We start from the raw sequence: 25,598 nt of genomic DNA, 5'->3' as shown, positions 1-25,598 counted from the left end.
GAGGAGGGGGAGGGGGAGGGCGCACCGGTCGAGCAGCGGCCCGCAGCCCCGGTCAAGTAGCAGCCGGCTGCCCCCGCCGCCCCCTGGCCTACCCTGAGGAGGTCACTGGCAACCGGAGTCCGAGATCATCGGAGTAGGTCAGAGAAGGTCGGAGTAGTCGCAGGTCATGAGCGAAGCGCCCTCTTCAGGAACGCCCTATCCATACGATGCGCCTGCCTCGCAGGCTCTGTTCGACCGTGCGGCCGCCGTCACGCCGGGCGGCGTGAACTCCCCGGTGCGCGCCTTCCGGGCCGTGGGCGGTACGCCCCGGTTCATGGTGTCCGGCACCGGTCCCTACCTGACCGACGCCGACGGCCGCGAGTACGTCGACCTGGTCTGCTCCTGGGGGCCCATGATCCTCGGGCACTCCCACCCGGACGTCATCGCCGCCGTCCTGGACGCCGTCTCCCGCGGCACCTCCTTCGGCACGCCCGGTGAGGGCGAGGTCGCGCTCGCCGAGGAGATGGTCGACCGGATCGAGCCGCTCGAGCAGGTGCGGCTGGTCTCCAGCGGTACCGAGGCCACCATGTCCGCCATCCGGCTCGCCCGCGGGTTCACCCAGCGGTCCAAGGTGATCAAGTTCGCCGGGTGCTATCACGGGCATGTGGATTCGCTGCTCGCGGCCGCAGGCAGCGGCGTGGCCACGTTCGCCCTGCCCGACACCCCCGGTGTCACCGGCGCCCAGGCCGGCGACACCATCGTCCTCCCTTACAACGACCTCGAGTCCGTCCACGAGGCCTTCCACCGCTACCCCGGTGAGATCGCCTGCGTGATCACCGAGGCCTCGCCCGGCAACATGGGCGTCGTCCCGCCCATCCCCGGCTTCAACCAGGGACTGAAGGACGCCTGTCAGAAGAACGGCGCCCTCTACATCTCCGACGAGGTCATGACCGGGTTCCGGACCAGCCGCGCCGGGTGGTACGGCATCGACGGCGTCCGGCCCGACCTCATGACCTTCGGCAAGGTCATGGGCGGTGGCTTCCCTGCCGCCGCCTTCGGTGGCCGCGCCGATGTGATGGCCCACCTCGCGCCCGCCGGGCCCGTCTACCAGGCCGGCACCCTCTCCGGGAACCCCGTCGCCACCGCCGCCGGCCTCGCCCAGCTGCGGCTCCTCGACGAGGCCGCGTACGACACCGTCAACGCCGTCTCCGGGCAGATCCAGTCCCTCGTGACCGAGGCCCTCACCAAGGAAGGCGTCGCGCACCGGCTGCAGACCGCCTCCAACATGTTCTCCGTCTTCTTCACGGACCGGGAGGTGCGCAACTACGAGGACGCCAAGCGGCAGGAGTCCTTCCGTTTCACCGCCTTCTTCCACTCGATGCTGGCGCAGGGCGTCTATCTGCCGCCCTCGTCCTTCGAGTCCTGGTTCGTTTCCACGACCCACGACGACCAGGCCGTCCAGCGGATCGCCGACGCCCTCCCGGCGGCGGCCCGAGCGGCGGCGGAGGCCACGGCGGCATGAGCAGCGACATCAACAAGCGCGACAGCGACATCACCGTCGTCCACCTCATGCGGCACGGCGAAGTCGCGAACCCGGACGGGATCCTCTACGGCCGTCTCGCGGGGTATCACCTGTCCGAGCTCGGGCGGCAGATGGCCGACCGGGTCGCCGAGCACCTGGCCTCCCGCGACGTCACGTACGTCTGCTCCTCCCCGCTGGAGCGGGCGCAGGAGACCGCGACGCCGATCGCCAAGGCGCACGGCCTCGACCTCGCGACCGACGCGCGGCTCATCGAGGCCGACAACGTCTTCCAGGGCAAGACGTTCGGAGTCGGGGACGGCGCGCTCAAGAAGCCCGAGAACTGGAAGCATCTCGTCAACCCCTTCAAGCCGTCCTGGGGTGAGCCGTACGTCGAGCAGGTCATCCGCATGATGGGCGCGCTCGATGCCGCCAAGGACGCCGCGCGCGGGCACGAGGCCGTGCTGGTCAGTCACCAACTGCCGATCTGGATCGTGCGGAGTTACGTGGAGAAACGGCGCCTGTGGCACGACCCGCGCAAGCGGCAGTGCACGCTCGCGTCGGTGACGAGCTTCACGTACCAGGGCGACAAGATCGTGTCCGTCGGCTACTCCGAGCCCGCCATCGACCTCGTCCCCGCCCATCTGCGCGCCGGCGCCAAGCCGGTGAAGGGGAAGGACAAGGCCTTCGGCGCGTAGCCCGGCGTATAGCCGGCGCATAGCAGGCGCATAACAACGTCCGGCAACGTCCGTTTGGGGCGCTGTGACAGTCCTGTTGCATTTGTTCCGAAACGTGTGCGATTAGACGGAACCTCCCCGTTCGTCGCGCCCTCTGACTGGGTGACCACCAGAGGATGCGACGGACGGGAATGGAATGCGCGACTACAACCGAAGGGGGCTTCTCGGGCTCGGTGCCGGAGCGGCCGCCGCCCTCGGACTCGCAGGGTGCGGCACCCTCACATCGTCAGATGGGTCGAACGGCGCCGGAGGTTCCGGAAACGGCGGGAACAACAAGCCCGGCACCCAGACCCACCGCGCGCGCCCCATCGGTGACGGCTCCACCTCGTACACCGGCAAGCAGCCGAAACAGCCCGGCGCGCCGAAGCCCCTCGAGCCCGGCGAGACCCCGCCGCAGTTCGTCGTCTTCTCCTGGGACGGCGCCGGCGAGGTGGGCAACGGCCTCTTCCCGCGCTTCCTCGACCTCGCCAAGGAACACGGCGCGCACATGACCTTCTTCCTCTCGGGGCTGTATGTCCTGCCCGAGTCGAAGAAGCGGCTCTACGAGCCCCCGAACAACCCGCGCGGCGCCTCCGACATCGGCTACCTCACCGACGAGCACATCAAGGAGACGCTGAAGGGCGTCCGCCGGGCCTGGCTCGAGGGCCATGAGATAGGCACCCACTTCAACGGCCACTTCTGCGCCGGCACCGGCACCGTCGGCAACTGGACCCCGCAGCAGTGGCGCAGTGAGATCGAGCAGGCCAAGTCCTTCGTGAAGGAGTGGCGGACCAACTCCGGGTGGACCGATCTGCCCTCCCTGCCCTTCGACTACGACAAGGAACTCGTCGGCGGCCGCACGCCCTGTCTCCTCGGCCAGGACAACCTGCTGCCCACTGCCCGCGAGCTGGGCTGGCGCTACGACGCCTCCTCGCCGGGCGGCCGCCAGGTGTGGCCGCAGAAGAAGCAGGGGCTGTGGGATCTGCCGTTGCAGCAGATACCTTTCCCCGGGCGTTCGTTCGAGGTCCTCTCCATGGACTACAACATGCTCGCCAACCAGTCGGTCAACTCGACCAATGCGCCCAGCTACAACTACCCGGCCTGGCGGAAGCAGTCGGCACAGGCGTACATACAGGGATTCAAGCGGGCGTATGAGACAAATCGCGCACCCTTCTTCGTCGGCAACCACTTCGAGCAGTGGAACGGCGGCATCTACATGGACGCCGTCGAGGAGGCGCTGAAGCACATCGCGCGGGAGAAGGAGAAGGGCGAGGACATACGCCTGGTCTCCTTCCGGCAGTTCGTGGACTGGATGGACGTCCAGAAGCCGGAGGTGCTCGCCCAGCTGCGCACGCTCGACGTCGGGCAGGAGCCCGTCGGCGGCTGGAACACCTTTCTGAAGGGCACCTCCGCCGGCTCTCCGAAGAGCTCCCCAAGCGCCGCCTGAAATGCGGGTTTACGTCCGGGAGGGGGGTGCGCAAGATCCCCGGAACGGGCATGCGAAACTTTTCACATGAGTGCCGCCAGCCGTACCCCCCTGCGCTCGAACCGCAGTCGTGCCGCCCTGCTCACCGCCACAGCCGCGGCCGCCGCGCTGACCCTGTCCGCGTGCAGTTCCGGCGGTACGTCGGGCGGCGGCGGTGACACCAACTTCATCACCGGCAAGAACGGCATCGACACCGTCGCCGAGAGCGCGCGGACGGCGGCGCCGGTGCTGTCCGGCGAGACCATCGACGGCAAGCAGCTCACCACCGCGGACTACAAGGGCAAGATCCTCGTCATCAACGTGTGGGGATCGTGGTGCCCGCCCTGCCGGGCCGAGGCGAAGAACTTCCAGACCGTCTACAAGGACCTCAAGGGCCAGGGCGTCGAGTTCGTCGGCATCAACACCCGGGACACCAGCACCACCCCGGCGGTCGCCTTCGAGAAGGAGTTCGGGGTCACCTACCCGAGCCTGTACGACCCCACGGGCAAGCAGATGCTCCGCTTCGAGAAGGGCACGCTCAACCCGCAGCTGATCCCGTCCACACTCGTCCTCGACCGCCAGGGCAGGATCGCGGTGCGCGCGCTCCAGCCGCTCAGCGAGGACACGCTGCGCAGCATGATCAAGCCCGTCCTCGCGGAGAAGTGACGTGAGCGCAGTCACCACGCTCGCCGCATACAACGGCACCGTGATGAACGGTGCCCTGGTGCTCGCGCTTCCCATCGCCGTGCTCGGCGGCCTCGTCTCCTTCTTCTCACCCTGCGTCCTGCCGCTCGTCCCCGGTTACCTCTCCTACGTCACCGGAGTCAGCGGCACCGACCTGGCCGAGGCCCGGCGCGGGCGGATGGTCGCCGGTGCCTCCCTCTTCGTGCTCGGTTTCACCGCCGTGTTCGTCTCGGGCGGGGCGTTGTTCGGCTACTGGGGCTCGAGCCTGCAGGAGAACAAGGACGTCCTGACGAAGGTCCTCGGCGTCCTCATGGTCCTGATGGGCGTCTTCTTCATGGGCCTGATGCCCTGGCTCACCCAGCGAGAGTTCCGGTTTCACAAGCGGCCCGCCGCCGGACTGGTCGGCGCCCCGTTCCTCGGCGCCCTCTTCGGGATCGGCTGGACGCCGTGCATCGGCCCGACGCTCGCCTCCGTGCAGACGCTTGCCATGCAACAGGCCAGCGCCGGCCGCGGTGCCATACTGACCGTCGCCTACTGCCTCGGCCTCGGCATCCCCTTCGTGCTCGCCGCCGTCGCCTTCCGCAAGGCGCTCGGCGCGTTCGCCTGGGTCAAGCGCCACTATGTCTGGGTGATGCGCATCGGCGGCACCATGATGATCGTGACCGGTGTGCTGCTGCTGACCGGCGCATGGGACCGCATCGTGCAGGAGATGCAGGTCTGGTCCAACGGCTTCACTGTGGGGATCTGATCCATGAGCAACACCAAGACCAGCGCGCCCGGCAACACTCCGGGTCAGGTCGAGGACCAGGACCTGGGCGCCGCCGGCTCCCAGCTCTCCACCGCCCCCACCGAGGAGATCTCCCACCTCCCCTCCCTCGGCGTCATCGGCTGGGCCCGCTGGTTCTGGCGTCAGCTCACCTCGATGCGGGTCGCGCTGCTGCTGCTCCTGCTGCTCTCGCTCGGCGCGATCCCCGGCTCGCTCATTCCGCAGACCGGCATCGACGAGACGAAGGTCGCCGAGTTCCGCAAGGCGCACGAGACGCTCGCACCGATCTACGACAAGCTCGGCCTCTTCCACGTCTACAGCTCGGTGTGGTTCTCCGCGATCTACATCCTGCTGTTCGTCTCCCTCATCGGCTGCATCGTCCCGCGCACCTGGCAGTTCGTCGGCCAGCTGCGCGGCCGTCCGCCGGGTGCCCCCAGGCGCCTGAGCCGGCTGCCCGCCTACACCACCTGGCGCACGGAGGCCGACCCCGAGCAGGTCCGCGAGGCCGCCCTCGCCCTGCTGAAGAAGCGCCGCTTTCGCGCCCACCTCGCCGGTGACGCGGTCGCCGCCGAGAAGGGTTATCTGCGCGAGGTCGGCAACCTCGCCTTCCACATCGCGCTGATCGTGATGCTGATCGCCTTCGCCTGGGGCCAGCTGTTCAAGTCCGAGGGCAACAAGCTGATCGTCGAGGGCGACGGCTTCTCCAACACCCTCACCCAGTACGACGACTTCAAGTCCGGCAGCCTCTTCAGCCAGGACGACCTGGATCCGTTCAGCTTCACCCTGAAGAACTTCGTCGGCAGCTACGAGCCCTCCGGCCCCAACCGGGGCACCCCGCGCGTCTACAAGGCCGACATGACCTACAGCGTGGGCGCCTACGGCAAGGACAAGAAGACCACCGTCGAGGTCAACGAGCCGCTGGAGATCGGCGGCTCGAAGGTCTACCTCGTCAGCCACGGCTACGCCCCCGTCATCACGGTCCGCGACGGCAAGGGCGACATCGTCTACCAGGACGCAGTCCCCCTCCTTCCCCTCGACGGCAACGTCACCTCCACCGGCGCCATCAAGGTCATGGACGGCTACCGCGACGCCCAGGGCAAGTGGGACCAGCTCGGCTTCCAGGCCTTCTTCCTGCCGTCGTACGGCGGCTCGGGTACCGCGGTGGTCTCGCAGTTCCCGGCGCTGCTCAACCCGATGCTGAACCTGGAGGCCTACCACGGCGACCTCGGTGTCAACGCGGGCCTCCCGCAAAGCGTGTACCAGCTGAACAAGAAGAACATGAAGGGGTTCAAGGACTCCAAGGGCGCCCAGCTCAGGGGGAACCTGAAGCCCGGCGAGACCATGAAGCTCCCGAACGGCGCCGGCTCGATCACCTTCGAGAAGGAGATCAAGGAGTGGGCCGGCTTCCAGGTCGCCCGCCAGCCCGGCAGCGGCTGGGCGCTCGCCGGTTCCGTCGCCGCGATCTTCGGCCTCGCCGCCTCCCTGTTCATCCAGCGCCGCCGCGTCTGGGTGCGGGCCACCACCGGCAGCGACGGCGTCACGGTCGTCGAGATGGCCGGCCTCGGCCGCAGCGAGTCCGCCAAGGTGCCGGAGGAGCTGGGCGACCTCGCGGGGGTTCTGTACGACCAGATCCCGGGGGCATCCGACGCCACGGAGGCGGAGCCGGACGGTGTGTCCGACTCCGGCGCCGCATCTGCTGCCGAAGGGGCTGAGACCAATTGAATCCTCCCCCTCGCGGGACGAGAGGGATTCCTGGCTCACGCCGCCTGGCGAGCCAGCGGCCCGCCGGGTCTTACGCGATCAACACCAGCCGGGTTGAAACCAGCCCGGTAATACGATCGCAAGCTTCCCGCACACCCTCACCGCCCGACCGCAAGTCGCCGGGACATTCACCCGAAGGAGTGCTGAGGTGACTCTCGCCGCCGCCACCAACGAAAACCTCGCGAACATCAGCAACACGCTGATCTATTCGTCGATGGCCGTCTACACCCTGGCCTTCTTCGCGTACATCGCCGAATGGCTCCTCGGCAGCCGCAGCAAGGTCGGCCGCACGGCCGCCGCGCTCACCCAGGCGAAGGCCAAGCAGGCCGACGCCCCCGCCGTCACCGTCAAGCAGGGGGACTCCACCGCCGAACTGGAGCGGCCGAAGGTCGTCGTGCGGGCCACGGCCGGTCAGCGGGACGTGCCGGACGGGCCCGGGGCGCACGGCGGGGACGAGCAGGGCGACCTCTACGGGCGTATCGCCATCTCCCTCACCGTCCTCGCCTTCCTGATCGAGTTCGGCGGTGTGCTCGCGCGGGCTCTGTCGGTGCAGCGGGCGCCGTGGGGCAACATGTACGAGTTCAACATCACCTTCTCCACGGTCGCTGTCGGCGTGTACCTCTCGCTGCTCGCGCTGAAGAAGAACGTGCGCTGGCTCGGGCTGTTCCTGATCACCACGGTCCTCCTCGATCTCGGCCTCGCCGTCACTGTCTTGTACACCGCCAGCGACCAGTTGGTTCCCGCCCTTCACTCGTACTGGCTGTACATCCACGTCTCCACGGCGATCTTCTGCGGCGCGGTGTTCTACGTCGGCGCGGTCTCCACGGTGCTCTACCTCTTCAAGGACAGCTACGAGAACAAGCTGGCGAACGGCGGCACCCCGGGCCGCTTCGCCAACTCCGTCCTCGACCGGCTGCCCGCCTCGGCGTCCCTCGACAAGTTCTCCTACCGCGTCAACGCCGCCGTCTTCCCGCTGTGGACGTTCACGATCATCGCGGGCGCCATCTGGGCGGGCGACGCCTGGGGCCGCTACTGGGGCTGGGACCCCAAGGAGACCTGGTCCTTCATCACCTGGGTCGCCTACGCCTGCTACCTGCACGCCCGCGCCACGGCCGGCTGGAAGGGCCGCAAGGCCGCCTACCTGGCCCTCATCGCCTTCGGCTGCTGGCTGTTCAACTACTACGGCGTGAACATCTTCGTCTCCGGCAAGCACTCTTACGCCGGGGTGTGAGTCCGGCCATCCTGGAGCGCACAGTCGTCGACAAGGCAGGTCAGCGCCCGTAAGGGGTGCATATCGTCCCCGGCGGGGTCAGGCTGGTGTCATGACCGGTTCCGTAGAACAGGGCATCAGCCAGACCCACGGGAACACGCACATCCTGCACTTCCTGGTGCGGCTTCCCCGGCCGATGGAGATGGTCTGGCCGGCGCTGACCACACAGGAGGGGCTCGCGGCCTGGTTCGCGTCCGCCGACGTCCTGGAACCTCGCCTGGGCGGGGCGGTCACGCTGCGTGACATCGGTTCCGGGCGGGTCACCGCGTGGGACGTGGAGCGGGTCGCCGAGTACACGCTGGAGGGCGGCGACCGGATCAGGTTCCATCTGGAGCGGGACGGGGACCAGGGCAGCGCCCTGCGCTTCACCCATGAGTTCCAGGGCGGGGTGGAGTCCGAACCACGGTGGCGGGCGCGCTTCGAGCGGCTGATCGACCTACTCGAGGCGGGCGCGTGACCTGGAGGGTGTCGCTCCCGCCGTTCAGCCGCGCGTCCAGGCGCTCACGAAACCGTGGAGGCGATGACGTCCCGCAGCCGCTCCACGTACAGCCGCATGTTCTTGTGCGCGACGTCGGTGTCCGGGTAGCGGCTCGCGAACCACAGGCCCTCGTGGAGCCTGGTCACCCACGCGCACACCTGGTCGCCGTACGACACCCTGATCAGCCCGTACGCGTTCTGCTCGGCCCAGCGCCCGGATCCGGGGACGCCGCGAGTGTCGACGTAGGAGACGATCGAGTACAGGTCGGGTGAGGTGGGGCGGAAGTCCGCGCCGAGCAGGCGGAGTACCCGGGCCAGGGGCATGCGGGCCATGTGCCGGTTGGCGTGCAGCGCGGCGCGTACCGTCCGCAGGGCGCTGGGCAGGTCGCGGGCCTCGGTCATGGGGATCTCGATGGGGGCGCCGCCCACATACCAGCCCACGGAGTCCGACCAGCGGGACTTCACCCGGGTGTGGAACGGCACGACGGTGCGGTAGACGGGCTGCTCGCCGATCTCGTGGACGATGAGGGCGGTGGCGGCCAGGACGCCGACCGCGCTGCCGCCGTAGGGCCGGCAGTACGCCTCGAAGGCGGCGGCGGTGTCCGGGTCCGTGAGCCTCTCGCGCAGGAGTTTCTGGGTGGGCAGCCCGCCTTCGGGCTCCAGGCCCAGGTCGACGGGGAAGTTCGGCAGCCTGCCGTCGCAGCGGCCGACGAACTCCCGCCAGCGGGCGACGATGTCGTGACTGTCGTCGATCCGGTCGGCGTCCGTCCGCTCGATCTCGCAGAAGTCCACGTAACTGCTGACCGGCGCCGGCTCCACGGTCCGGCCCGCGACGCGCGCCGCGTAGAGCTCGTGGATCTCGGCGGGGATGCGGTAGATGGAGTGGCCGTCGACGTTGCTGTGGTCGAAGGCCATGTACACGCTGGTGGAGTCGTCCCGGACGACGGCCGTGTAGATGAGGTTGGGCCAGCGCAGCGCGTCCGCCGTGACGTCGAAGCGGTCCTGGAGGTGCCGGACCAGGTCGGCCGGATCGGTGAAGTCGCCGACGTCGGTGCGGTGCAGGGACACGGCATCGGCGTCGAGCGTGAACCGGCGCATCTCGTCGCCGGGTTCGCCGGACCAGCGGAAGCCGCTGCGCAGCGTCTCGTGCCGCAGCGTCCAGCCGCGCAGCGCCTCCTCCAGCGCGTCGAGGTCGGCCCGGCCCGGGATGTCGAACGCGGTGCCCAGCCAGGTCGGCACGAACAGGCCGTTCTCGCGCACGGACCGGGCGGTCCTGATGTGCGACTCCTGGATGTACGCCGGTGGCCGGGAGTCCTCCGGCAGACTGGTCGCCGTCGCGACGGTCGCCGGGCTGAGCGTCCATTCGACGAGGTGCCCGGGCCGGATCTCGCAGCGCTGGATGTCAGTCATTCGCACGGGCGGCTCCATTCGCGGCGGGGGACACACCCAAAAGGGTGGCATCCCGCCCAACGAGGCAACCCTTACTCAGAAACGGTTCGCCGCGATCAGTCGACGGCGATCAGGCGACGGTGATCGAGTCCAGCTTCTCCCGCAGATACACATGCGAGTCGACGGGCTCGTAGGCCACCCGTCCCACCGGTGCCGGGACGGACTCGACGAGCGTTCCGGGCGTGCACTCCCCGAAGTAGACGAGGGACATCAGCTCCTCCGCGGGCGCGTCGGCCGGCGGCGGCAGGACGCGATGGCGCCCGGACCGCCACCGGTCGCCCGTCCAACGGGCCATCAGGTCGCCGATGTTGATCGTGAACGCGTCCGGGTCGTACGGCGCGTCCTCCCAGCCGCCGTCGTCCGTGTAGACCTGCAGGCCGCCCTTGCCCGCCTGCCGGTCGAGGATCGTCACCGTCCCGAAGTCGGTGTGCGGCCCGATCCGGAACTGGCCGGGCGCCGGCTCACCGACGACCTCCGTCCCCGGATACCAGTTGATGTTGAATCCGTACGTCGGATGGTCCATGTGCCGTGAGAAGAAGTCGGGTTCGAGTCCGAGGGCCTCGCCGAGCAGGGAGAGGAGCTGCTTCTCCAGCTCGCCCATGCGCTCCAGGTACTCCTCGCACAGGGGCCGGAGTTCGGGCACCTGCGCCGGCCACACGTTGGGCGCGTACCACTCGGCGTTGACGACCGGGTCGTCGAAGGGCTCGTGGGTCGCGAAGGTCAGCGATTCCTTCAGGTCCGGCGGGGTCTCGGTGCCCTCCGCGTACCCGTTGGCCTCCGCTCCCGGCCCGAGCCAGCCGCGCCCGCCGACCTTGGCCTCGTAGGCCTGCTTGACGTCGACCGGGAGCAGGAAGAAGGTACGGGCCGCCTCCCGGATCCGCGCGCGCAGCGCCGGGTCCACGCCGTGGCCGGTGACCAGGAGGAACCCGGCGCTCTGGAGGGCCTCGTCGACGGTCCGGGCGATCGTGCCGCGCGTCTGCGGGTCGCCTTCGAGCCAGGGCTCGAGGTCGATCGTGGGGATTCGTGGCTCACTCACCGATGTCCTCGTTCCACAGTGCCGGATTGTTCTCGATGAAGTCGCGCATCATCCCGATGCACTCGGGATCGTCCAGGAGCACGATCTCCACGCCGTGCTCGGCCAGCCAGTCGTGCCCGCCATGGAAGGTGACCGCCTCCCCGATCACCACCCGGGAGATCCCGAACTGCCGGACCAGGCCTGAGCAGTACCAGCACGGCGAGAGCGTGGTCACCATGGTCGTTCTGCTGTACGACCGCTGCCGTCCCGCCGCCCGGAAGGCGGCCGTCTCCGCGTGCATGGACGGGTCGCCGTCCTGGACGCGCCGGTTGTGCCCGCGGCCGAGCAGCGTCCCGTCGGCCCCGTACAGCGCGGCGCCGATCGGGATGCCGCCTTCGCCGAGCCCGGTCCGGGCCTCCTCGACGGCGGTGGCAAGCCACGTACGGGCGGTCGCCTGATCCAAGAACTCCATGCCCCCCACTCTCCTGTGGGCGAAACACGAGGGCAACGTGCGGAAAGTACTCTCCCGGCAGCCCGCCCGCGGACGAACTGTCAGCGCCCTGGAGGTCTCCGTGCCCGCACTCACCCTCCGCGAAGTCCTGGCCCTCGACCCCGTCCGCGCCGCAGGGCCCGAGCTGCTCGCCGGGGAGTCCGCCCTGGACCGCCCCGTGCGCTGGGTCCACTCCAGCGAGGTCTACGAGGGCGCCAACTTCCTCGACGGCGGCGAACTCCTCCTCACCAACGGCTTCGGGCTGACGGACGCCGACGAGGAGGTCCGGCGCCGGTACGTCCGCGAGCTGGCCGCCCGCGACGCGGCCGGGCTGGCGGTGGAGGTAGGCCGCTCCCTGCGGCACATGCCGGCCGAAGTGACCGACGAGGCCCGCCGGGTGGGCCTGCCGCTGCTGGCCCTGCACCGGGTGGTGCCCTTCGTACGGATCACGGAGGCGGCGAACCGGGCGATCGTCGCGCGCGGGCTGTCCGGACGGTCGGTGGTACGGCCGTGGGGCGACGACCATACGGCGGCCCTGCTGGCCGACCTCGCGGACCGGGCGGCGCTGAACCAGCCCGAGGTGGAGGCGCGGGCGGCCCTCGCGGGCTTCCACCCCGGGCCGGGCGCCCGGCTGATCGGGGTGTCGGTGCACGGCGCACGCGAGGTCGGCGTCGTCGACCGTGCCGTACGGCTGCTGGGCGGGGCGGGTGTGCTGCGGGCCGCTTTCCCGGGGGACGTACTGGCGCTGCTGGCACTCCCGGGGACGTCGCGCCCTCGCCGCGACCCCGTACGGGCGGTGCAGGAGGCCTTCCGCACGGCCGCCGACCCGGGGCTGACCGTCGCGGTCGGACACGCCGTCGACGCGGGCGCCGGCTGGCTGCGCTGGAGCGACACCCTGCGGGCGGCCCGTACGACGCTGGAGCTGGCGCTGACGGTGCCGCCCGCCGAACCGGCTGTACCCGAGGGGCCGTTGGTGACGTCCTCACGGGCCCTGGCCCTCGAACGCGAGCTGACCCGGGGCGGCGTGGACGCCAACCGGGAGCGGCTCACCGGGATGGTCCAGCACGCGCTGGGGCCGCTGCTGGAATGGGAGGCGGCCCATGCGAGCGACCTTGTGCGCACGCTGGAGGTGCACCTGCGGCACGGCTGCTCGCCCACCCGCACCGCGGCCCTGCTGCACATCGGCCGGCAGTCGCTCTACCAGCGGCTGGAGCGGATCGAGTCGTTGCTCGGGCTGGAGATCGGCGACCCGGATCTGCTGGGGGAGCTGCTGGCGGCGGCGTGTGCGCATCGGGTGGTGCGGGGGACGGGGGCCTCGGCGGCACAGGGGCTACGGGTGGCCTAGGCCCTGGCGGAGTGTGACGCGGCTCGTCCCGTTCGCCTCTACCGGCCGTCTACTGGCCGCCGAGCAGTCCGAGGATCCTGTTGACGGCATCCAGGACCGGCTGCCCCACCGCGCCCACCGTCGCGGCGATACCGGCGACGGCCATCAGGGCGCGGTGCCGGTCCTGCGGCGCGGTGTCGGCGTCGGTCCTGATGGCCGGAAGGGAGTCGTCGATGGCCTGGGCGCTCGCGGCCGGGACCTGGTCGCGCAGCAGCTCGACCAGTCGGCGCAGTTCCTCGACCGCCTCCTGCAGGGCGGGGGACACCGCCGCCGGGTCGGCGGCCGTCACCTGGTTCTTGACGATGCCGGTGTTTCCCATGCCGCCGTACATGTTCACGCTGTCGCCGTAGTAGTTGTTGTCGCCGCTCACGCGTTCGACACCCCCACGTTGCCCGTGCCGCCGTACATGTTGACGTTGTCTCCGAAGTAGTAGTTACGGGGATTGACCATGAGCCGGTCCACCGTGACCTGGAACTCCACCTCGGGGTTCTCGATCGCGTTCACGATCGAGCCCACGAGCTGGTCCAACTGGCGCGGTTCGGCGCTCGTCACCATGGCGATGGACGGGCCGGACGTCTCGACGGCCAGGACGTACTGCGTGGGTGCCGTCAGGACGGCCACGAGTTCCACGACGCTGAAGACCAGCGCGGCCAGCGTGCCCAGCCAGACGAACGTGATGATCGTGCCGGCCGTGCTCTCGCTCGCTATGCCCGTGATGCCGCCGAGGATCGTCAGGGCGAACGCCACCGACAGGATGATCCCCACGCGTTTCAGGAAGAGCAGCGTGGCTTCCTTGCGCCTGGGCGTGAGTGTGTAGGTGTACACCCGCGTGACGTTCTCCAGCGGATACGCGGCCCCGTCGACCCACAGCAGCCGTTTGCCGACCCGAAGGTCGACGGCGGTCACCGACCGCGGTGGAACGGCGGGCGGTGGCGGGATGTCGTGATGTCCGGGTGGTTCGGTTCTGTCCATCGGTCCCCCTGAGGTACGTCACTGTCCGATGGCCATTAACTACTCCGAGCGTCCTCGGGTGCAAGCAGGTATCGGTGGTCAACTGTGTGACGGTTGTGGAGAGTTGGCGTGAGCCTCACCTGACCGGCTGCCTCGCCAGCACCGCGTAGTCCACGAAGCTGCGGCGGTACCGAGTGTGCCGGGTCTCCTGCGTGTGCCTGCGCTGCCACTCCTCGACCTCCGTCGGTGTTCCGCACGGGCCCGACGTGGCGGCGCAGTCCGTCTCGTCGCCCGAGACGCAGTGCGCCTCGTATTCCGGTTCCGCGGACGCGTCCTGGACGATCGAGAAGGGCACGAAACGGAAGATCCGGCGGCCGTCCGAGGCGTCGTGGTGCTCCCTCCGCCGGTGCTGGCGCAGCAGCACGTTCGCGTCCGTCTCCGCGCTGCCGTCGAACTCCGCCCGCGCCTGAGCCCTGCGCACCGCCAGTTCCTCGCACTCCGCACAGCCCGCGACCGGCGCGGGAGGGCGACCGAGGTACTCCAGGTCGGGCGCCGTCACCGATCCGCCGCGTGAGCGTGCGTTGGCCGCCCGCACCCCGGCCGCCAGCTGCTCCTCCCGCGTCGCCGGCCGGATCCGCGCCGGGTCCGCCTCCCACTCCCGGCCTCCGCCGACCGGGCGCAGCATCGCGCGCGGGCCCACTTTGCCCTGGTACTCCCCGACCTTGTCCGTCGCCAGGTCGTAGACCGGCATCCCGGTCTCGAAAGCCGTCGTTTCCATGCTCACTCCGCACATCGCCAACTACTCTGTGTGTACTGAGCGTTGCTCAGGGGAACGCCGGGTCACAACGGCAAACGCGTGTCACTGATCCACTGTCACAAGGGGGAAGCCGTGAGCCGACGCAACGCCGAAGGGGGTACGGGGGCGAGTACGGCGGCCGTGTTCGGCGAGGTGCTGAAGCACTTCCGCGAGGCCGCGGGGCTCATGCAGGCGGGGTTGGCGGCCCTGATCCCGTGCGACCGGTCGCATGTCGCCCGTATCGAGGCGGGTACGCGGGTGCCGCAGGACGCGTTCGCCAAGCAGTGCGACGAACTGCTGGGTACGGGTGGGGTGTTGGTGCGGCTGTGGGGGAGGATCGACTGGTATCCGGAGGTGGAGCATCCGGACTGGTTCGAGCGCAGGGCCGAGATGGATGCGAAGGCCGTGGCCCTTCGGGCGTATCAAAGCCAGGCGATCCCAGGCTTGTTGCAAACGCCCGACTATGCGACCGCGCTGTTCTCCCGACGTCTCACCAACGCCGACGAGGTCGAGGAGCGCGTTCGGGCACGTCTGAGCCGACAGCAGCGCTTCTACGCCGATGGCGGTCCGCTCTATGTCGCCGTGCTGGACGAGAGCTGTCTGCGTCACACGGTGGGGAGCTCAACCGTCATGCGGGACCAGTGCGCGCACCTGTTGGCCGTGGGACGGCTTCCCCACATCCGGATCCAGGTGGTTCCCTCGGACCGCCCTGACATCGACCGCCCCGATGCTTCTCTATCACTGATCGAACTGCCCGACGGGCATCGGTGGGTGTACTCGGAATCGCTGGACAGCGGCCATTTCAACGACAATCCGGCCGTCTACGCGCGGCACAGCCGGGCCTATGATGTGCTCAGGGCCGACGCTCTGTCAGCCCGCGAGTCCGCCGCTCTGATCAGCGACGTGATGGAAGGGTACGAGCATCATGAACAGGCAGGAGCTCAACGCGGCGACCTGGGTCAAGAGCAGCTACAGCGGAGCAAACGGCGGCGACTGCATCGAAATCGCCCCCGATTTCCCCGCCGTCGTCCCCGTCCGTGACAGCAAGACCCCCGACGGCCCGGTCCTCCTGATCCCCCGCACCGCATGGTCGGCGTTCGTGCGGGCCCACTCGTAGGCTCAGGCATCAACCGGCAGCGTCGTAAAGGAGACGGCCGGTACCCACCGTCGGCCGCCGTGTCGGGCGAGGGCTTCCATCAGGTCCGTCCGCTGTCGCTCCGTCATCGGACCGAGGACGCAGATGGGGATTCTCCCGGCCGGACGCACTGTGACCGTGCCCGGCTTGGGATAGATCCATCCTGCCGGTCGCATCATTGTCGGCCGGACGGTGCCGGGCGCGAGGTCGATGTGAACTCCGGTGTACTGATAGGCCGGTGAACCCTGGATCTCCTCGATGGCAACGCGCAGGATCCCGTCCCAGGCGAACTCATGTCTCCCGGCGGCACCGTGGGTCACGATGCCCTGCGGGCCGACGTGCAGTGCCCAGCCGACACTCTTCTTGAGCAGGCTCGCGTGCTGCAGCAGGCCGAATGTTCCCTGGAGTGCCCAGATGAACCGGACGAGTCCGGCGAAGGCGAGCAAGAACCCAATCACTGGGGCGATGATCCACGCGGTCTCACTGCCCCCAGGTCCCACCCGGATGAGTTCCGCAGCGAACGGGAAGTAGGCGATTCCCGCCCCGGCCAACGACAAGCCCACCGCCCAGGCCCAGTCACGGAAGGCATCCGGTTTGCGGGCGTACGTGGACAGCCGCTCCTCGCCGCTCCAGGTCGCGTCGAACCGTCCGGCGGAGCTGGGTAGGCGCTGCGTTTCAACTGCCGTGTCCGCGGGCGGCCGCGGTGGCCGGAACTCGTTTTGCCTGCCCTTGTCCTGGGTGAGCGTCGCCGCCCTGGCGAGCACCGCCCTCATCGCCCCGGCCGCCCTGGCCAGCAGCACCTCGCGGGCCTCGGCGGGGCCCCGGTCGTCGGCGTCGAGGCCGGTCCGGAGACGGTCGAGGCGTTCGAGGACCTGCCGTGCCGACGCGGGGCGTCGCCGGGGGTCACGAGCCAGGAGCTCTGCGACCAGCCCAGTGATCGCAGGCGGCAAGTCCGGCCGGATCGCGGCGAGTTGGGGTGCCTCTTCGTCAAGTTTGCGGCGTATGAGTGCCAATGCGTTGTGCCCGGTGAAGGGCGGCCCGCCGGTGAGCATGGCGAACAGCACACCGCCGAACGCGTACAGGTCCGAACGCTCATCGCCGCGTTCGTTGAGGAACTGCTCGGGCGCGCCGTACTCAGGGGTGCCGGCCGGAGTCAGCTGAGAGGTCCCTGCGACGGTGAACATGGTCTGGACGAAACCCGCGATACCGAAGTCGACGACCTTCACGTGCCCGGCGGAGGTGATCATCACGTTGTGCGGCTTGATGTCGTAGTGGATGACACCGGCCCGATGGGCGGCGACGAGAGCCGCGCAGATCCCGTGGGCGATCTCCACCGCACGGGCGGGCGGCATCGGGCTCCTGTCGCGAATGTGCTCGGTGAGCGTGGCGCCGTCGACCTTCTCCATGACCAGGAACAGCGCGTCCTCGTGAACGCCCCGGTCGTACAGGGCGACGGCGTTGGGATGGTTGACCTGCGCGGCAGCCACCGCTTCCCGTTCGAACCGCAGGGCCAGCTCCGGGGAGGGTTCATCCCCGGGGACCAGCAGCTTGACCGCGACATCGCGGCGCAGGCTGCGGTCTCTTCCGGCCCACACCTCACCCATGCCCCCGCGTCCGAGCCGCTTGATCAGCTCGTACCGGCCCGCTATCAATTCCCCGCGTTCCAACGCCCACCCCCGTTGACTTTGGCATGCATGAGTCAGGATACGGACGGTTCGGCGTTCACGTCGGCTCTCCGCCGACCGACAACCAGATCCGCTCCGGCAGGATCCGCGCCGCCTCGTCGAGGTCGACGTCGTGGATGCCGGAGAGCCGGCGGCGGGCGACCGCGACCACTGGCCCCAGGACCAGGGACTCGATCAGGGGCAGGGGAAGCGGTGCCAACTCGCCGGAGTCGATGCGCGGTTGGACCCATAGAGCGAACGCCGACACCCTGGCCTCCTGGGCGTCGCGCTGCTCCTGGCCACTCTCCATGCTGTGGCGGTCGGCCATGGGGGAGTGCACCAGCCGGGCGGCGTCCGGGTGTTCCCGGATGAAGGCGAGGTAGGTCCGTACGACGGCGTCGATGGCCTCGCGTGTGGTGGGTGCGGCCTGCAGGGCTGTGACCAGCTCGCCCAGGAGTCGGCCCAGCCAGCGGTGCGCGAGTGTGAGGACGAGGCCGTCGATGCTGCCGAAGTGGTGGTACAGGCTGCCCAGACTGACCCCGCTGGCCTTGGTGACGGCGCTGACGGTGAGGCCCTGTTCGCCCGACTCCGCGTAGACGCGCAGCGCGGCGTCGAGGAGGCGGTCGACGGTCGCCTCGCCGCGTTGCTGCTTGGGGGTCATGTGGTTCCGCCGATTCCGGATCGAGAGATCTAGAGTGTTTTTCTAGAAAGTTCTTCCAATCCTACGTCCCAGTGGCCCAGACTTGCCCCTGCGGGACACGAGCGTCTGCCCGGCCGTGGGGGGAGCGGGTGGGCGCTCGTCCACCCGCGACGATCGCGAACGGGAGACGGGGACGACGTGTCAGAGCTGCGCGGAAGTGGCGCCGAGCCGCTTCAGGACGAGGATCCGCGACGGATCGGGGGAATCCCCCTGGTCGGCCGGCTCGGGTCCGGCGGCATGGGACGGGTGTATCTCGGCGTCCACGAAGGGCGTTACGCCGCCGTCAAACAGGTGCTGTCCTCCGTCGTCGCCGAGGACAAGGCCTTCCTGCGCCGCTTCGGACATGAGCTGGACAACCTCGCCCGGCTGCCCGCCGAGGCCACCGCACCCCTGCTCGCCAGCGACCGCACCGCACAGCCGCCGTGGTTCGCCACCGCGTACGTCCCCGGCCTCACTCTGCGCGAGGCGGTCGAGCTGCACGGGGGTTCCCTGCCCGCCGACGCGCTGTGGCTGTTACTGCGGGACGCCGCCTCGGGCCTGGCCGCCGTGCACGCGCTGGACATGGTGCACCGGGACATCAAGCCGTCCAACGTCATGCTGACCCTTGACGGCCTCACTGTCATCGACTTCGGCGTCGCCCAGGCCGCGGAACAGAGCCAGCTGACCCTGTCCGGCATGGTGGTGGGCACGCCCGCCTACATGTCGCCCGAACAGGCTTCGGGGGCCCGGCAGGTGACGGGTGCCGTCGATGTGTTCGCCCTCGGCTCGGTGCTCGCGTACGCGGCATGCGGCCGACCGCCCTTCGGCGACGAGTCGGGGCACGGGGTGCTGTACCGCATCGTGCACGAGGAGCCCGACCTGGACCCGGTGCGCGAACTGGCCCCGGAACTCGCCGACATCGTCGCGGCCTGCCTCGACAAGGACCCCGACGCCCGCCCGACCGCCGCCGATCTCGTCGAACTCGCCGAGGAACACGGGCCGTTCACCGCACCCCTGTGGCCGGAGGCCATCACCGAGCGGCTGTCGGAGCGGGCCGCCTTCGCCGCGACGGTCCCGGAGATCGACGAGCCGTCCGCCCCCGTTGCGACGCTGCCTGCCGCCGAGCCGGAGGCGAAGCCGGAGCCGGAGTCCTCGCCCCGCCGCGAGCCGCGCGAGCGTCGCCGCCGCACCCGGATCCTGTTCGTCGCCATACCCGTCGTGGTCGTGGTGACCGGTACGACCCTCGCGATCCAGCTCCTGCCGAACACCTCCGCACCACAGGACGGGGCCCGTTCCACGCCGTCGGCCACGGCCTCGGCGTCGCTCACCCCCACCCAGTCCCTCTCGGGCACGGCGACCTCGGGGAAGTCGCCGTCATCGGGCAAGGACAAGGGCAAGGGCGAGGACAAAGCCGAGGACAAGGGGACCGGCGGCGAGCAGGCGAACACCGGCACCGGCACGGGTACGAGCGCGCAGGACGGCTCCGGCGGCTCCGACACCTCGGGCGGCTCGGACGGAAGCAGCGGCTCAGGTGGTTCGGGCGGTTCCGGCGGCACGTCGACGGGCGACTCGGGCGAGGACTCCACGGCGGGCAGCTACTTCCACCTGGTGAACGGGGACAACGGCAACTGCCTGACCCTGACGGCCTACGGCAACGGGCTGGTCCACGGGAGCTGCGCGGACAACGCGAACAGCTCCTGGGCCTTCCTGAGCGCGTCGGACGGCTCGTTCAAGGTCGTCAACCAGGGCAGCAGCCAATGCCTGGTCACCCCCGTGTACGGCAACAACGCCTCGGTCGGCTCGTGTGAGGCGTATGGCCAGTCCTCGATGTTCTGGACCAGGGGCTCCGGCGGGACCCTGCGCAGCGCGCAGAGCGGACAGTGCCTCGATCTGGCCTCGGGAAGCAGCGTGACGGCGTACGACTGCGAGTCCGGGAAGGCGTCCCAGCGTTGGACGAAGGAGTAGCCGGGCGCCTCAGAGCCTGTGTCAGGCGGGGCTGCCGGCTCAAGGGGTGACGTGTTACTTCGGCCGCCGCAGCAGCCTCTCCAGGTCCTCTGCCGCCTCCGGGAGCCCGGCAGCCGCGGCCTTCCTGAGCCAGCTCTCGGCCTGAGCGAGGTCCCCGGTGTGCCATGAGCTGACTCCCAGCTCGTGCATGGTGGCGGGATCCCCGGATTCGGCGGCTCTACGACGCCACATTCCCGCCTGTACGCGATTTCCGTCCCGCTCCAGCAACCGGCCCAGCTCCCTCATGGCGTCGGAGCGCCCGGCGCCCGCGGCCTCCCGGTACCAGCGCACCGCGCCCGCGCTGTCACCTACCCGCTCCAGCCGCGTGGCCTCCTTGACCATCGCCTCCGGATCGGAGATGCCCGAGTGCGCCCGGTTCCTGGCCAGTGCGAGACGCCCGACCGTGTGGGTGTTGCGCAGTTCGGGGCGTGGATGTCCTTTGCTGGGCAGGACTCTGGCGAGGTGTTCGTGGATGGTCTGCAGGGTGAGGAATTCCGCGGCGTCGGCGGTACCGTGCTGCAGGAGATCGAGCAGTTCGCCGGTGTAGGCCGTGTGGCGCGCGCCGACAGGCGCACTGGAAGGGCGATTTGCCGGCGAGGACGCCAGAGTGCAGGTGCCGGCCACCTCCAGTTGGCCGGCCACCACCGAGGTGGTGGTGGCCATCGCGCCGATGGCCAGTCCGGAGAAGCAGCAGTCCAGGATGAGAACTCGGCTGTCCGCCCGGGCGTTTGCCAGCGTACGGCGCACCAGACTGAACGGTATTCCCGTCCACGCCACCAGATCCGGTTCGCTGCGGGTTCCGGGCAAGGACAGATACAGCTCGCCGTCCGGGCCGACCAGGCCGTGACCGGCGTAGTAGACGAGCAGGAGGTCCTCGGCCTCTTTGGCGGCGGAGACCAGCCGGGCTCCGACGGATGCGGAGTCAGCGAGGTCGGAGGGCGGCGCCGCCTTGCGCCGCCGTATGCAATGCCTGTCCGGGAGGGCCGTCCCCCATGGGCTGGTGAGCACCTCGGCCAGGTCGTCGATGTTGTGCGTCACGGCGGGCAGATCGGGCAGGCCGGGATCGGCGAACGTGTCGAAACCCAGCAGCACCGCTCGGGAATGCCGCGGGTCGGGCAGGCGCATTCACCGTTCCAGGACGCGTCGCAGCACGGCTTCCACGTCTGCCTCGGGGACGTTGCGCAAGGAGATCTTGACGCTCTGCCCGTCGGGACCGGTCACCTCGATGTCCGCCGACGGGCGGCGATGCCTGATCCACACGGACAGCGAGGCCGCCAGCACGGTGCCCGCTCCCTGGGCTCCGAGGGCCACGATCACGACCTCGGTGATCCCGCCCATGTGGCCGGGGCGCGCCTCGGGTCGCCCGATGGCAGACCGTCCGCGGAACTCGTCCTCACGCGACAGCCAGGCGGCCAGCGCGGTCAGCTCCGCCTGGGCCGTTTCGCCGGTCAGTCGGATGGATGCCTGCATCGTTCTCCCGTTCAGGACATTTGTGGTTCAGACCCCGGGCCCATGCTGTGCTTCCAGTACGGCCTTCATGTCGGTTACGGCGTTGGCCACCCCGGCGTCGACCGCCCGCCGGCACCACTGCTCCCCGGCAGCCACGTCCCCCCGCGTGGCCAGGAGGATCCCGAGCATCGCCATACAGCTGCCGTTGCCGACGGCGGATCCCCTGCGGAACCACATCTCGGCATCCTCCAGCTCGCCGCGATTCATTCGCAGGTTGGCCACCAGGTACATGCCGGATTCGTTCCCCGCCTGGGCGGCTTGCTCGTACCACTGATCGGCTTCGTCCAAGTCCCCCTGCCGCCCCGCCAGCGCCCCCGCTTTGACCATGGCCCAGTCGTTTCCGGTGGCGGCAGACTTCCGGTACCAGTGCAGCGCGTCGGCCAGGGTGCCGCGCTTTTCGAGCAGATAAGCCAGCCGGAGCATCGAACGGTCGATCCTGGCCTCGGCGGCCTCCCGGTACCACTGTTCCGCCTCGGCCAAGTCCCCTCGCTCCTCCAGCAGGGTGCCCAGGAAGTCCATCGCCGTCGGCACCCCCGCCTCGGCTGCCTGCCGGAACCACTGTTCCGCCTCGGCCGGACGCCGCTGCTCCACCAGCAGCAAAGCCAGCATCAGTGCCGAGCGGAGATGTCCGGCCTCGGCCCCTCGCCGGTGCCATTCCTCGGCTTCGGCGGGCCGTCCCTGCTCCTCGAGCAACCCCCCGAGTTCGAGCATCGCGGGGGCGTGCCCGTTGTCGGCGGCCCACCGGAGGAACTTCTCGGCCTCGGCCGACTCGCCACGCTCCCGCAGCAGGGAGGCGAGCAGAGTCAGCAGATCGGCCATGAGCGCGTACCCCTGCTTCTCGGGCACGTCGTCCGCCTTCGCCAGCCTCGCGGCGGCCTCCCGCAGCAGCCGCTCCGCCTCGGCCGAGTCACCGCGCTGGACGGCGAGGCGCGCGAGATCCCTCATCGCATCGCCCTGCGCCAGAAGCTGGCCCGAGCCCGTACAGTCCGCCGCTCTGCGCAGCCACTCCTGCGCTTCGGCCAGGCGGCCGCTCTGCTCCAGCAGAAGCCCACCGCGCCGCATCGAGAAGGCGTCACCACGATCGGCCCCCTTGCGGTACCACTCCTGGGCGCCCGCGAGATCGCCGCGCTCCTCCAGGACGTATCCCACGCTACCCATCGCATGCACGTTCCCCGCGCCGGCGGCCTGACGACTCCAGCGCTCGGCCTCGGCGGACTCCCCGCGCTCCTGCAGCATCCCTCCGAAGCGGAACATGCCCTCGGCATGCCCGGCCTCGGCGGCTCGCCGATACCACCGCTCGGCTTCGGAGCGGTCCTCCCGCTGCTGGAGCAGCCACCCCAGCTGGATCATCGCGTCCGGGTCGCCGCCCTCGGCGGCTTCGCGGTACCGCTGTTCCGCCTGCTCTTCCATCCGTCCCCCGTTCGTTGCGACGGCTCAAAGGCGGCCCTTGGCGAGATCGTGCAGCATGCTCTCCTTCACGGGGGCCATGCCGATGTGCTCGATCAGTCGCTTGGCGGTGCGCTTGTCGGTCGTCGCCAGCGTCCTAGCCATGTTGGCGAACGCCTCGTCCCGTTCGTGATCTGTCCTGATGGTCAGCGCGATGCGTTCGGCTTCACGGGCATTGACGGCGACCAACTGCTCGGCCAGTACGCGCACCGAGAAGTCCCGGCCGTTCTGTACGACTTGGTCCTCGTAGGTGACGGAGTTCGCGATGCGTTCGGCCTCGGCGATGTCGCCCGCGCCGATGGCCACCTGGACGGCGAGGTCGGTCAGAGCGGCTGCCCTCTGCCGCGCGTTCGGGACGGCGCGGGCCATCCGTTCGGCCTGACGTATCTCTTCTCTCAGGCGACGACGTCCGGCCATGGCTTTCCCCCTGAGGCCCAGGCGACTTGAGTGACCGTGTGATGACAGCACGTGGCATGAGTGGCCGCAAGGGTGCGAAGTCCCCGAACGCTGCGCGGTCGCGAGCCCACGCAGGTCCCGGACCTGCGGGCTCGCAACATTCACAAGCTCAACTCATTTGTATTCCGGGCCAGTCAGTGGGAACCGGCTGTCTTCCGGTCCTGCCGACGCCTGCGCAGCAGCCCGTACAGCCCCGCACTCACCACGAACCCGACCAGACACGTGATGTCCCCGAACGCCGGCCACTTCTCCGGGACCCAGCCGACGTACTTCTCCTGGTTGGAGAAGAGCGGCACGGACACCGCGATGCCGATCAACAGGGCGGAGATTCCGGGCCAGTTGGAAAAAGTGCGGTCGCCGAGCCGCTCGGCCGACGCCTCGTGCGGCGTACGGGACTGCAGCCACCGCTCGACCAGCACGATCCCCAGCCACGGTCCGATCCAGTACGCGATCACCAGCAGGAACGCCTCGTACGCGTGCCCCGCGTCCGCGAGTGACGACCACGCCGCCGCCGTACCGGCGAGACCCGCGAGCACCACGATGGCACTGCGGCCGAGCCACGGCGGGAGCTTGAGGCCGAGCGAGGTGACCGACATGGCGGAGGAATAGATGTTCAGGGCGTTCGCGGAGATCGCGCCCAGGATGATGGCCAGGAGGACCGGGTCGCTGAGCCAGCCCGGGAGATGGCCCGTGAAGGCGGCCGTCGGAGTGGCGTCCTGCGGTGCGACGATCGTCGCCGAGGCCGCGCCGATCACCGACACGATCGCGATCGAGACGAAGAGGCCTACGGCCGGGTAGAGCACCGTCTTGAAGCGGTTCGCCGTACGCGGCAGGTAGCGCGAGTAGTCCGACGCGCCCGGGTTCCAGCCCGCCGCGTATCCCCACGCGGCGCTGAACGCCAGCAGGAAGCCGCCGATGCCGCCGCCCGTGCCGCCGCCGCTCAGGTCGGCCTCCTTGAAGGTCCAGACGCCGGCCAGCAGGAAGACGACCGCGAGCGCCGGGAACGCGTACTTCTCGAAGGCGTGCACGAAGTTGTGGCCGATGAAGCCGATCACGATCTCGGCGACGACCACCAGCAAGAGGGAGGGCAGCGGGCGCAGGCCCGTCAGTGTGTTCAGCGCGAAGGCCGCGCTCACGCTGTTCACGGCGAACCAGCCGACACCGGCGACGAGTGCGTTCACCCCCGACGGCAGCAGATTGCCCCGGTAACCGAAGGAGAACCGGCCGATCGCCATCTGCGGGACACCGAACCGCGGCCCGTCCAGCGACAGGATGCCGTGCGTCACCGCCCCCAGCGCCGTGCCCAGCAGCAGCGCCGCCGTCGCCTGCCAGAAGCTCAGGCCGAAGAACAGGACCGAGATCACGCCGATGTAGACGGTCGCGAACTCGATGTTCGGGGAGGCCCACGTCCACAGCAACTGGCGCGGGCTGCCGTGGCGTTCGGCGTCCGGGATGGGTTCGGAGCCCGCCGTCTCGACGGCGATGACCTTGTCGCCGTACTCGGGGGTGATCGTGCCGGCCGGCCCGGCGGGAGCAGTCGTCATGCGAGCCAAGTCTCCGACCAGGACCCGCCCCGGCCCAGGGACGCATTGTCCGCTTCGGACGGCTCAGCGGCGTACAAGCTGTACGGACATGGGCTACTGCCCGTCGTCCTTCTTGTCGTCCTTCTTCTTGTCGTCGTCCTCGTCCAGGGACTTCAGGAACTCGGGGTTGTCGTCGGGGGCGACCCACTGCTGACGCCGGCGGTCCCGCACACCGGACCAGCCGTCGGCGGCCGGGCTGCGCTTCTTGCCCGCGATCAGCCAGGAGATCGAGCCGACCAGCGGAAACACCAGGACGAGGATCGCCCACAGCGGCTTGGGCATGTGGCGGATGTCGTCCTCCTTCGTGCTGATGCAGTCGATGAACGCGTACACGCTCAGCGCCAGTGGCACGAGAAACATCAGCACCCGGAGCATGGGCCCTCTCCAGCGAAACGGTCGT

Annotated in this window: 26 protein-coding genes; 12 read left to right on the top strand and 14 right to left on the bottom strand. The window is 69.5% G+C overall.

Annotation, left to right across the window (positions count from 1 at the left end):
- The first annotated feature begins 166 nt into the window (after window positions 1-166).
- The 8 genes from hemL (at window position 167) to ADL12_RS29535 (ending at window position 8,617) form a co-directional block, all read left to right on the top strand.
- A complete protein-coding gene (gene hemL, locus ADL12_RS29570) occupies window positions 167-1,501 on the top strand; it encodes a glutamate-1-semialdehyde 2,1-aminomutase (RefSeq protein WP_062707042.1) in 1,335 nt (444 codons plus the stop codon).
- Complete coding sequence (locus ADL12_RS29565) at window positions 1,498-2,196, top strand: histidine phosphatase family protein (RefSeq protein WP_062707040.1); 699 nt, start codon at window positions 1,498-1,500, stop codon at window positions 2,194-2,196. The genes hemL and ADL12_RS29565 overlap by 4 nt, the downstream gene beginning before the upstream one ends.
- Window positions 2,197-2,371: 175 nt before the next feature.
- The gene (locus ADL12_RS29560; RefSeq protein WP_062707038.1) at window positions 2,372-3,661 is read left to right on the top strand and encodes a polysaccharide deacetylase family protein; all 1,290 of its coding nucleotides are present in this window, start codon (window positions 2,372-2,374) and stop codon (window positions 3,659-3,661) included.
- Between the two features lie 66 nt (window positions 3,662-3,727).
- Window positions 3,728-4,345, top strand: coding sequence for a TlpA family protein disulfide reductase (locus ADL12_RS29555; RefSeq protein WP_062707036.1), 618 nt, complete (start codon window positions 3,728-3,730; stop codon window positions 4,343-4,345).
- 1 nt (window position 4,346) lies between these two features.
- The gene (locus tag ADL12_RS29550; protein WP_062707035.1) at window positions 4,347-5,111 is read left to right on the top strand and encodes a cytochrome c biogenesis CcdA family protein; all 765 of its coding nucleotides are present in this window, start codon (window positions 4,347-4,349) and stop codon (window positions 5,109-5,111) included.
- 3 nt (window positions 5,112-5,114) lie between these two features.
- Window positions 5,115-6,851, top strand: coding sequence for a cytochrome c biogenesis protein ResB (gene resB, locus ADL12_RS29545; protein WP_062707033.1), 1,737 nt, complete (start codon window positions 5,115-5,117; stop codon window positions 6,849-6,851).
- A gap of 187 nt (window positions 6,852-7,038) precedes the next feature.
- A complete protein-coding gene (gene ccsB, locus ADL12_RS29540; protein WP_062707031.1) occupies window positions 7,039-8,121 on the top strand; it encodes a c-type cytochrome biogenesis protein CcsB in 1,083 nt (360 codons plus the stop codon).
- A 91-nt stretch (window positions 8,122-8,212) separates the two neighbouring features.
- Complete coding sequence (locus ADL12_RS29535) at window positions 8,213-8,617, top strand: SRPBCC domain-containing protein (RefSeq protein WP_062707029.1); 405 nt, start codon at window positions 8,213-8,215, stop codon at window positions 8,615-8,617.
- A gap of 44 nt (window positions 8,618-8,661) precedes the next feature.
- Here ADL12_RS29535 and ADL12_RS29530 read toward each other — a convergent pair whose 3' ends face one another.
- The 3 genes from ADL12_RS29530 to ADL12_RS29520 all read right to left on the bottom strand — a co-directional run bounded on the left by ADL12_RS29530 (window position 8,662) and on the right by ADL12_RS29520 (window position 11,573).
- Entirely contained in the window at window positions 8,662-10,053 is a 1,392-nt protein-coding gene (locus ADL12_RS29530) for a condensation domain-containing protein (RefSeq protein WP_062707072.1), read from the bottom strand.
- 103 nt (window positions 10,054-10,156) lie between these two features.
- On the bottom strand, window positions 10,157-11,122 hold the full coding sequence (locus ADL12_RS29525) for an isopenicillin N synthase family dioxygenase (protein WP_208614642.1): 966 nt from the start codon (window positions 11,120-11,122) through the stop codon (window positions 10,157-10,159).
- A complete protein-coding gene (locus tag ADL12_RS29520) occupies window positions 11,115-11,573 on the bottom strand; it encodes a nucleoside deaminase (protein ID WP_062707025.1) in 459 nt (152 codons plus the stop codon). The genes ADL12_RS29525 and ADL12_RS29520 overlap by 8 nt, the downstream gene beginning before the upstream one ends.
- 100 nt (window positions 11,574-11,673) lie before the next feature.
- Here ADL12_RS29520 and ADL12_RS29515 point away from each other — a divergent pair, with 100 nt between their 5' ends.
- A complete protein-coding gene (locus ADL12_RS29515) occupies window positions 11,674-12,936 on the top strand; it encodes a PucR family transcriptional regulator (protein WP_062707023.1) in 1,263 nt (420 codons plus the stop codon).
- Between the two features lie 49 nt (window positions 12,937-12,985).
- On the opposite strand, the gene ADL12_RS29510 is transcribed toward ADL12_RS29515, so the two are convergent.
- The 3 genes from ADL12_RS29510 to ADL12_RS58150 all read right to left on the bottom strand — a co-directional run bounded on the left by ADL12_RS29510 (window position 12,986) and on the right by ADL12_RS58150 (window position 14,704).
- On the bottom strand, window positions 12,986-13,345 hold the full coding sequence (locus ADL12_RS29510) for a hypothetical protein (protein ID WP_062707021.1): 360 nt from the start codon (window positions 13,343-13,345) through the stop codon (window positions 12,986-12,988).
- Window positions 13,342-13,947: a DUF6232 family protein gene (locus ADL12_RS29505; protein WP_062707019.1), complete on the bottom strand. Its 606-nt coding sequence runs from the start codon at window positions 13,945-13,947 to the stop codon at window positions 13,342-13,344. The genes ADL12_RS29510 and ADL12_RS29505 overlap by 4 nt, the downstream gene beginning before the upstream one ends.
- A gap of 115 nt (window positions 13,948-14,062) precedes the next feature.
- Complete coding sequence (locus ADL12_RS58150) at window positions 14,063-14,704, bottom strand: DUF7848 domain-containing protein (protein WP_062707017.1); 642 nt, start codon at window positions 14,702-14,704, stop codon at window positions 14,063-14,065.
- Between the two features lie 111 nt (window positions 14,705-14,815).
- On the opposite strand from ADL12_RS58150, the gene ADL12_RS29495 reads away from it, so the two are divergent.
- Window positions 14,816-15,763 carry a helix-turn-helix domain-containing protein gene (locus ADL12_RS29495; RefSeq protein WP_244188095.1) on the top strand — a complete coding sequence of 316 codons (948 nt, stop codon included), beginning with the start codon at window positions 14,816-14,818 and terminating at the stop codon, window positions 15,761-15,763.
- On the top strand, window positions 15,720-15,839 hold the full coding sequence (locus ADL12_RS56915; RefSeq protein ID WP_244188099.1) for a DUF397 domain-containing protein: 120 nt from the start codon (window positions 15,720-15,722) through the stop codon (window positions 15,837-15,839). The genes ADL12_RS29495 and ADL12_RS56915 overlap by 44 nt, the downstream gene beginning before the upstream one ends.
- A gap of 2 nt (window positions 15,840-15,841) precedes the next feature.
- Here the strand turns inward: ADL12_RS56915 and ADL12_RS29490 are convergent, their stop codons facing one another.
- Both ADL12_RS29490 and ADL12_RS29485 read right to left on the bottom strand, forming a co-directional pair.
- A complete protein-coding gene (locus ADL12_RS29490) occupies window positions 15,842-17,524 on the bottom strand; it encodes a serine/threonine-protein kinase (protein ID WP_159053329.1) in 1,683 nt (560 codons plus the stop codon).
- Between the two features lie 55 nt (window positions 17,525-17,579).
- Complete coding sequence (locus tag ADL12_RS29485; RefSeq protein WP_062707012.1) at window positions 17,580-18,182, bottom strand: TetR/AcrR family transcriptional regulator; 603 nt, start codon at window positions 18,180-18,182, stop codon at window positions 17,580-17,582.
- Between the two features lie 177 nt (window positions 18,183-18,359).
- Between ADL12_RS29485 and ADL12_RS29480 the strand changes: the two genes are divergently transcribed.
- A complete protein-coding gene (locus ADL12_RS29480; protein ID WP_062707011.1) occupies window positions 18,360-20,165 on the top strand; it encodes a serine/threonine-protein kinase in 1,806 nt (601 codons plus the stop codon).
- A 54-nt stretch (window positions 20,166-20,219) separates the two neighbouring features.
- Here the strand turns inward: ADL12_RS29480 and ADL12_RS29475 are convergent, their stop codons facing one another.
- The 6 genes from ADL12_RS29475 to ADL12_RS29450 form a co-directional block, all read right to left on the bottom strand.
- Window positions 20,220-21,329: a caspase, EACC1-associated type gene (locus ADL12_RS29475; protein WP_062707010.1), complete on the bottom strand. Its 1,110-nt coding sequence runs from the start codon at window positions 21,327-21,329 to the stop codon at window positions 20,220-20,222.
- Window positions 21,330-21,674: an effector-associated constant component EACC1 gene (locus tag ADL12_RS29470; RefSeq protein ID WP_062707009.1), complete on the bottom strand. Its 345-nt coding sequence runs from the start codon at window positions 21,672-21,674 to the stop codon at window positions 21,330-21,332.
- A gap of 27 nt (window positions 21,675-21,701) precedes the next feature.
- Window positions 21,702-23,123, bottom strand: a complete 1,422-nt coding sequence (locus tag ADL12_RS29465) for a tetratricopeptide repeat protein (protein WP_062707008.1) — start codon at window positions 23,121-23,123, stop codon at window positions 21,702-21,704.
- A gap of 24 nt (window positions 23,124-23,147) precedes the next feature.
- Window positions 23,148-23,576, bottom strand: a complete 429-nt coding sequence (locus tag ADL12_RS29460; RefSeq protein ID WP_159053328.1) for a hypothetical protein — start codon at window positions 23,574-23,576, stop codon at window positions 23,148-23,150.
- Between the two features lie 173 nt (window positions 23,577-23,749).
- Window positions 23,750-25,159: a purine-cytosine permease family protein gene (locus ADL12_RS29455; protein ID WP_062707006.1), complete on the bottom strand. Its 1,410-nt coding sequence runs from the start codon at window positions 25,157-25,159 to the stop codon at window positions 23,750-23,752.
- Window positions 25,160-25,252: 93 nt separating this feature from the next.
- Complete coding sequence (locus ADL12_RS29450; protein WP_062707004.1) at window positions 25,253-25,573, bottom strand: PLD nuclease N-terminal domain-containing protein; 321 nt, start codon at window positions 25,571-25,573, stop codon at window positions 25,253-25,255.
- Window positions 25,574-25,598 lie beyond the last annotated feature (25 nt).

Origin of the sequence: Streptomyces regalis, assembly GCF_001509475.1 — a bacterium.
GTDB lineage: Bacteria > Actinomycetota > Actinomycetes > Streptomycetales > Streptomycetaceae > Streptomyces > Streptomyces regalis.
Note: the sequence above shows the minus strand (reverse complement) of the source record. Positions and strands in the feature narration are given on the sequence as shown.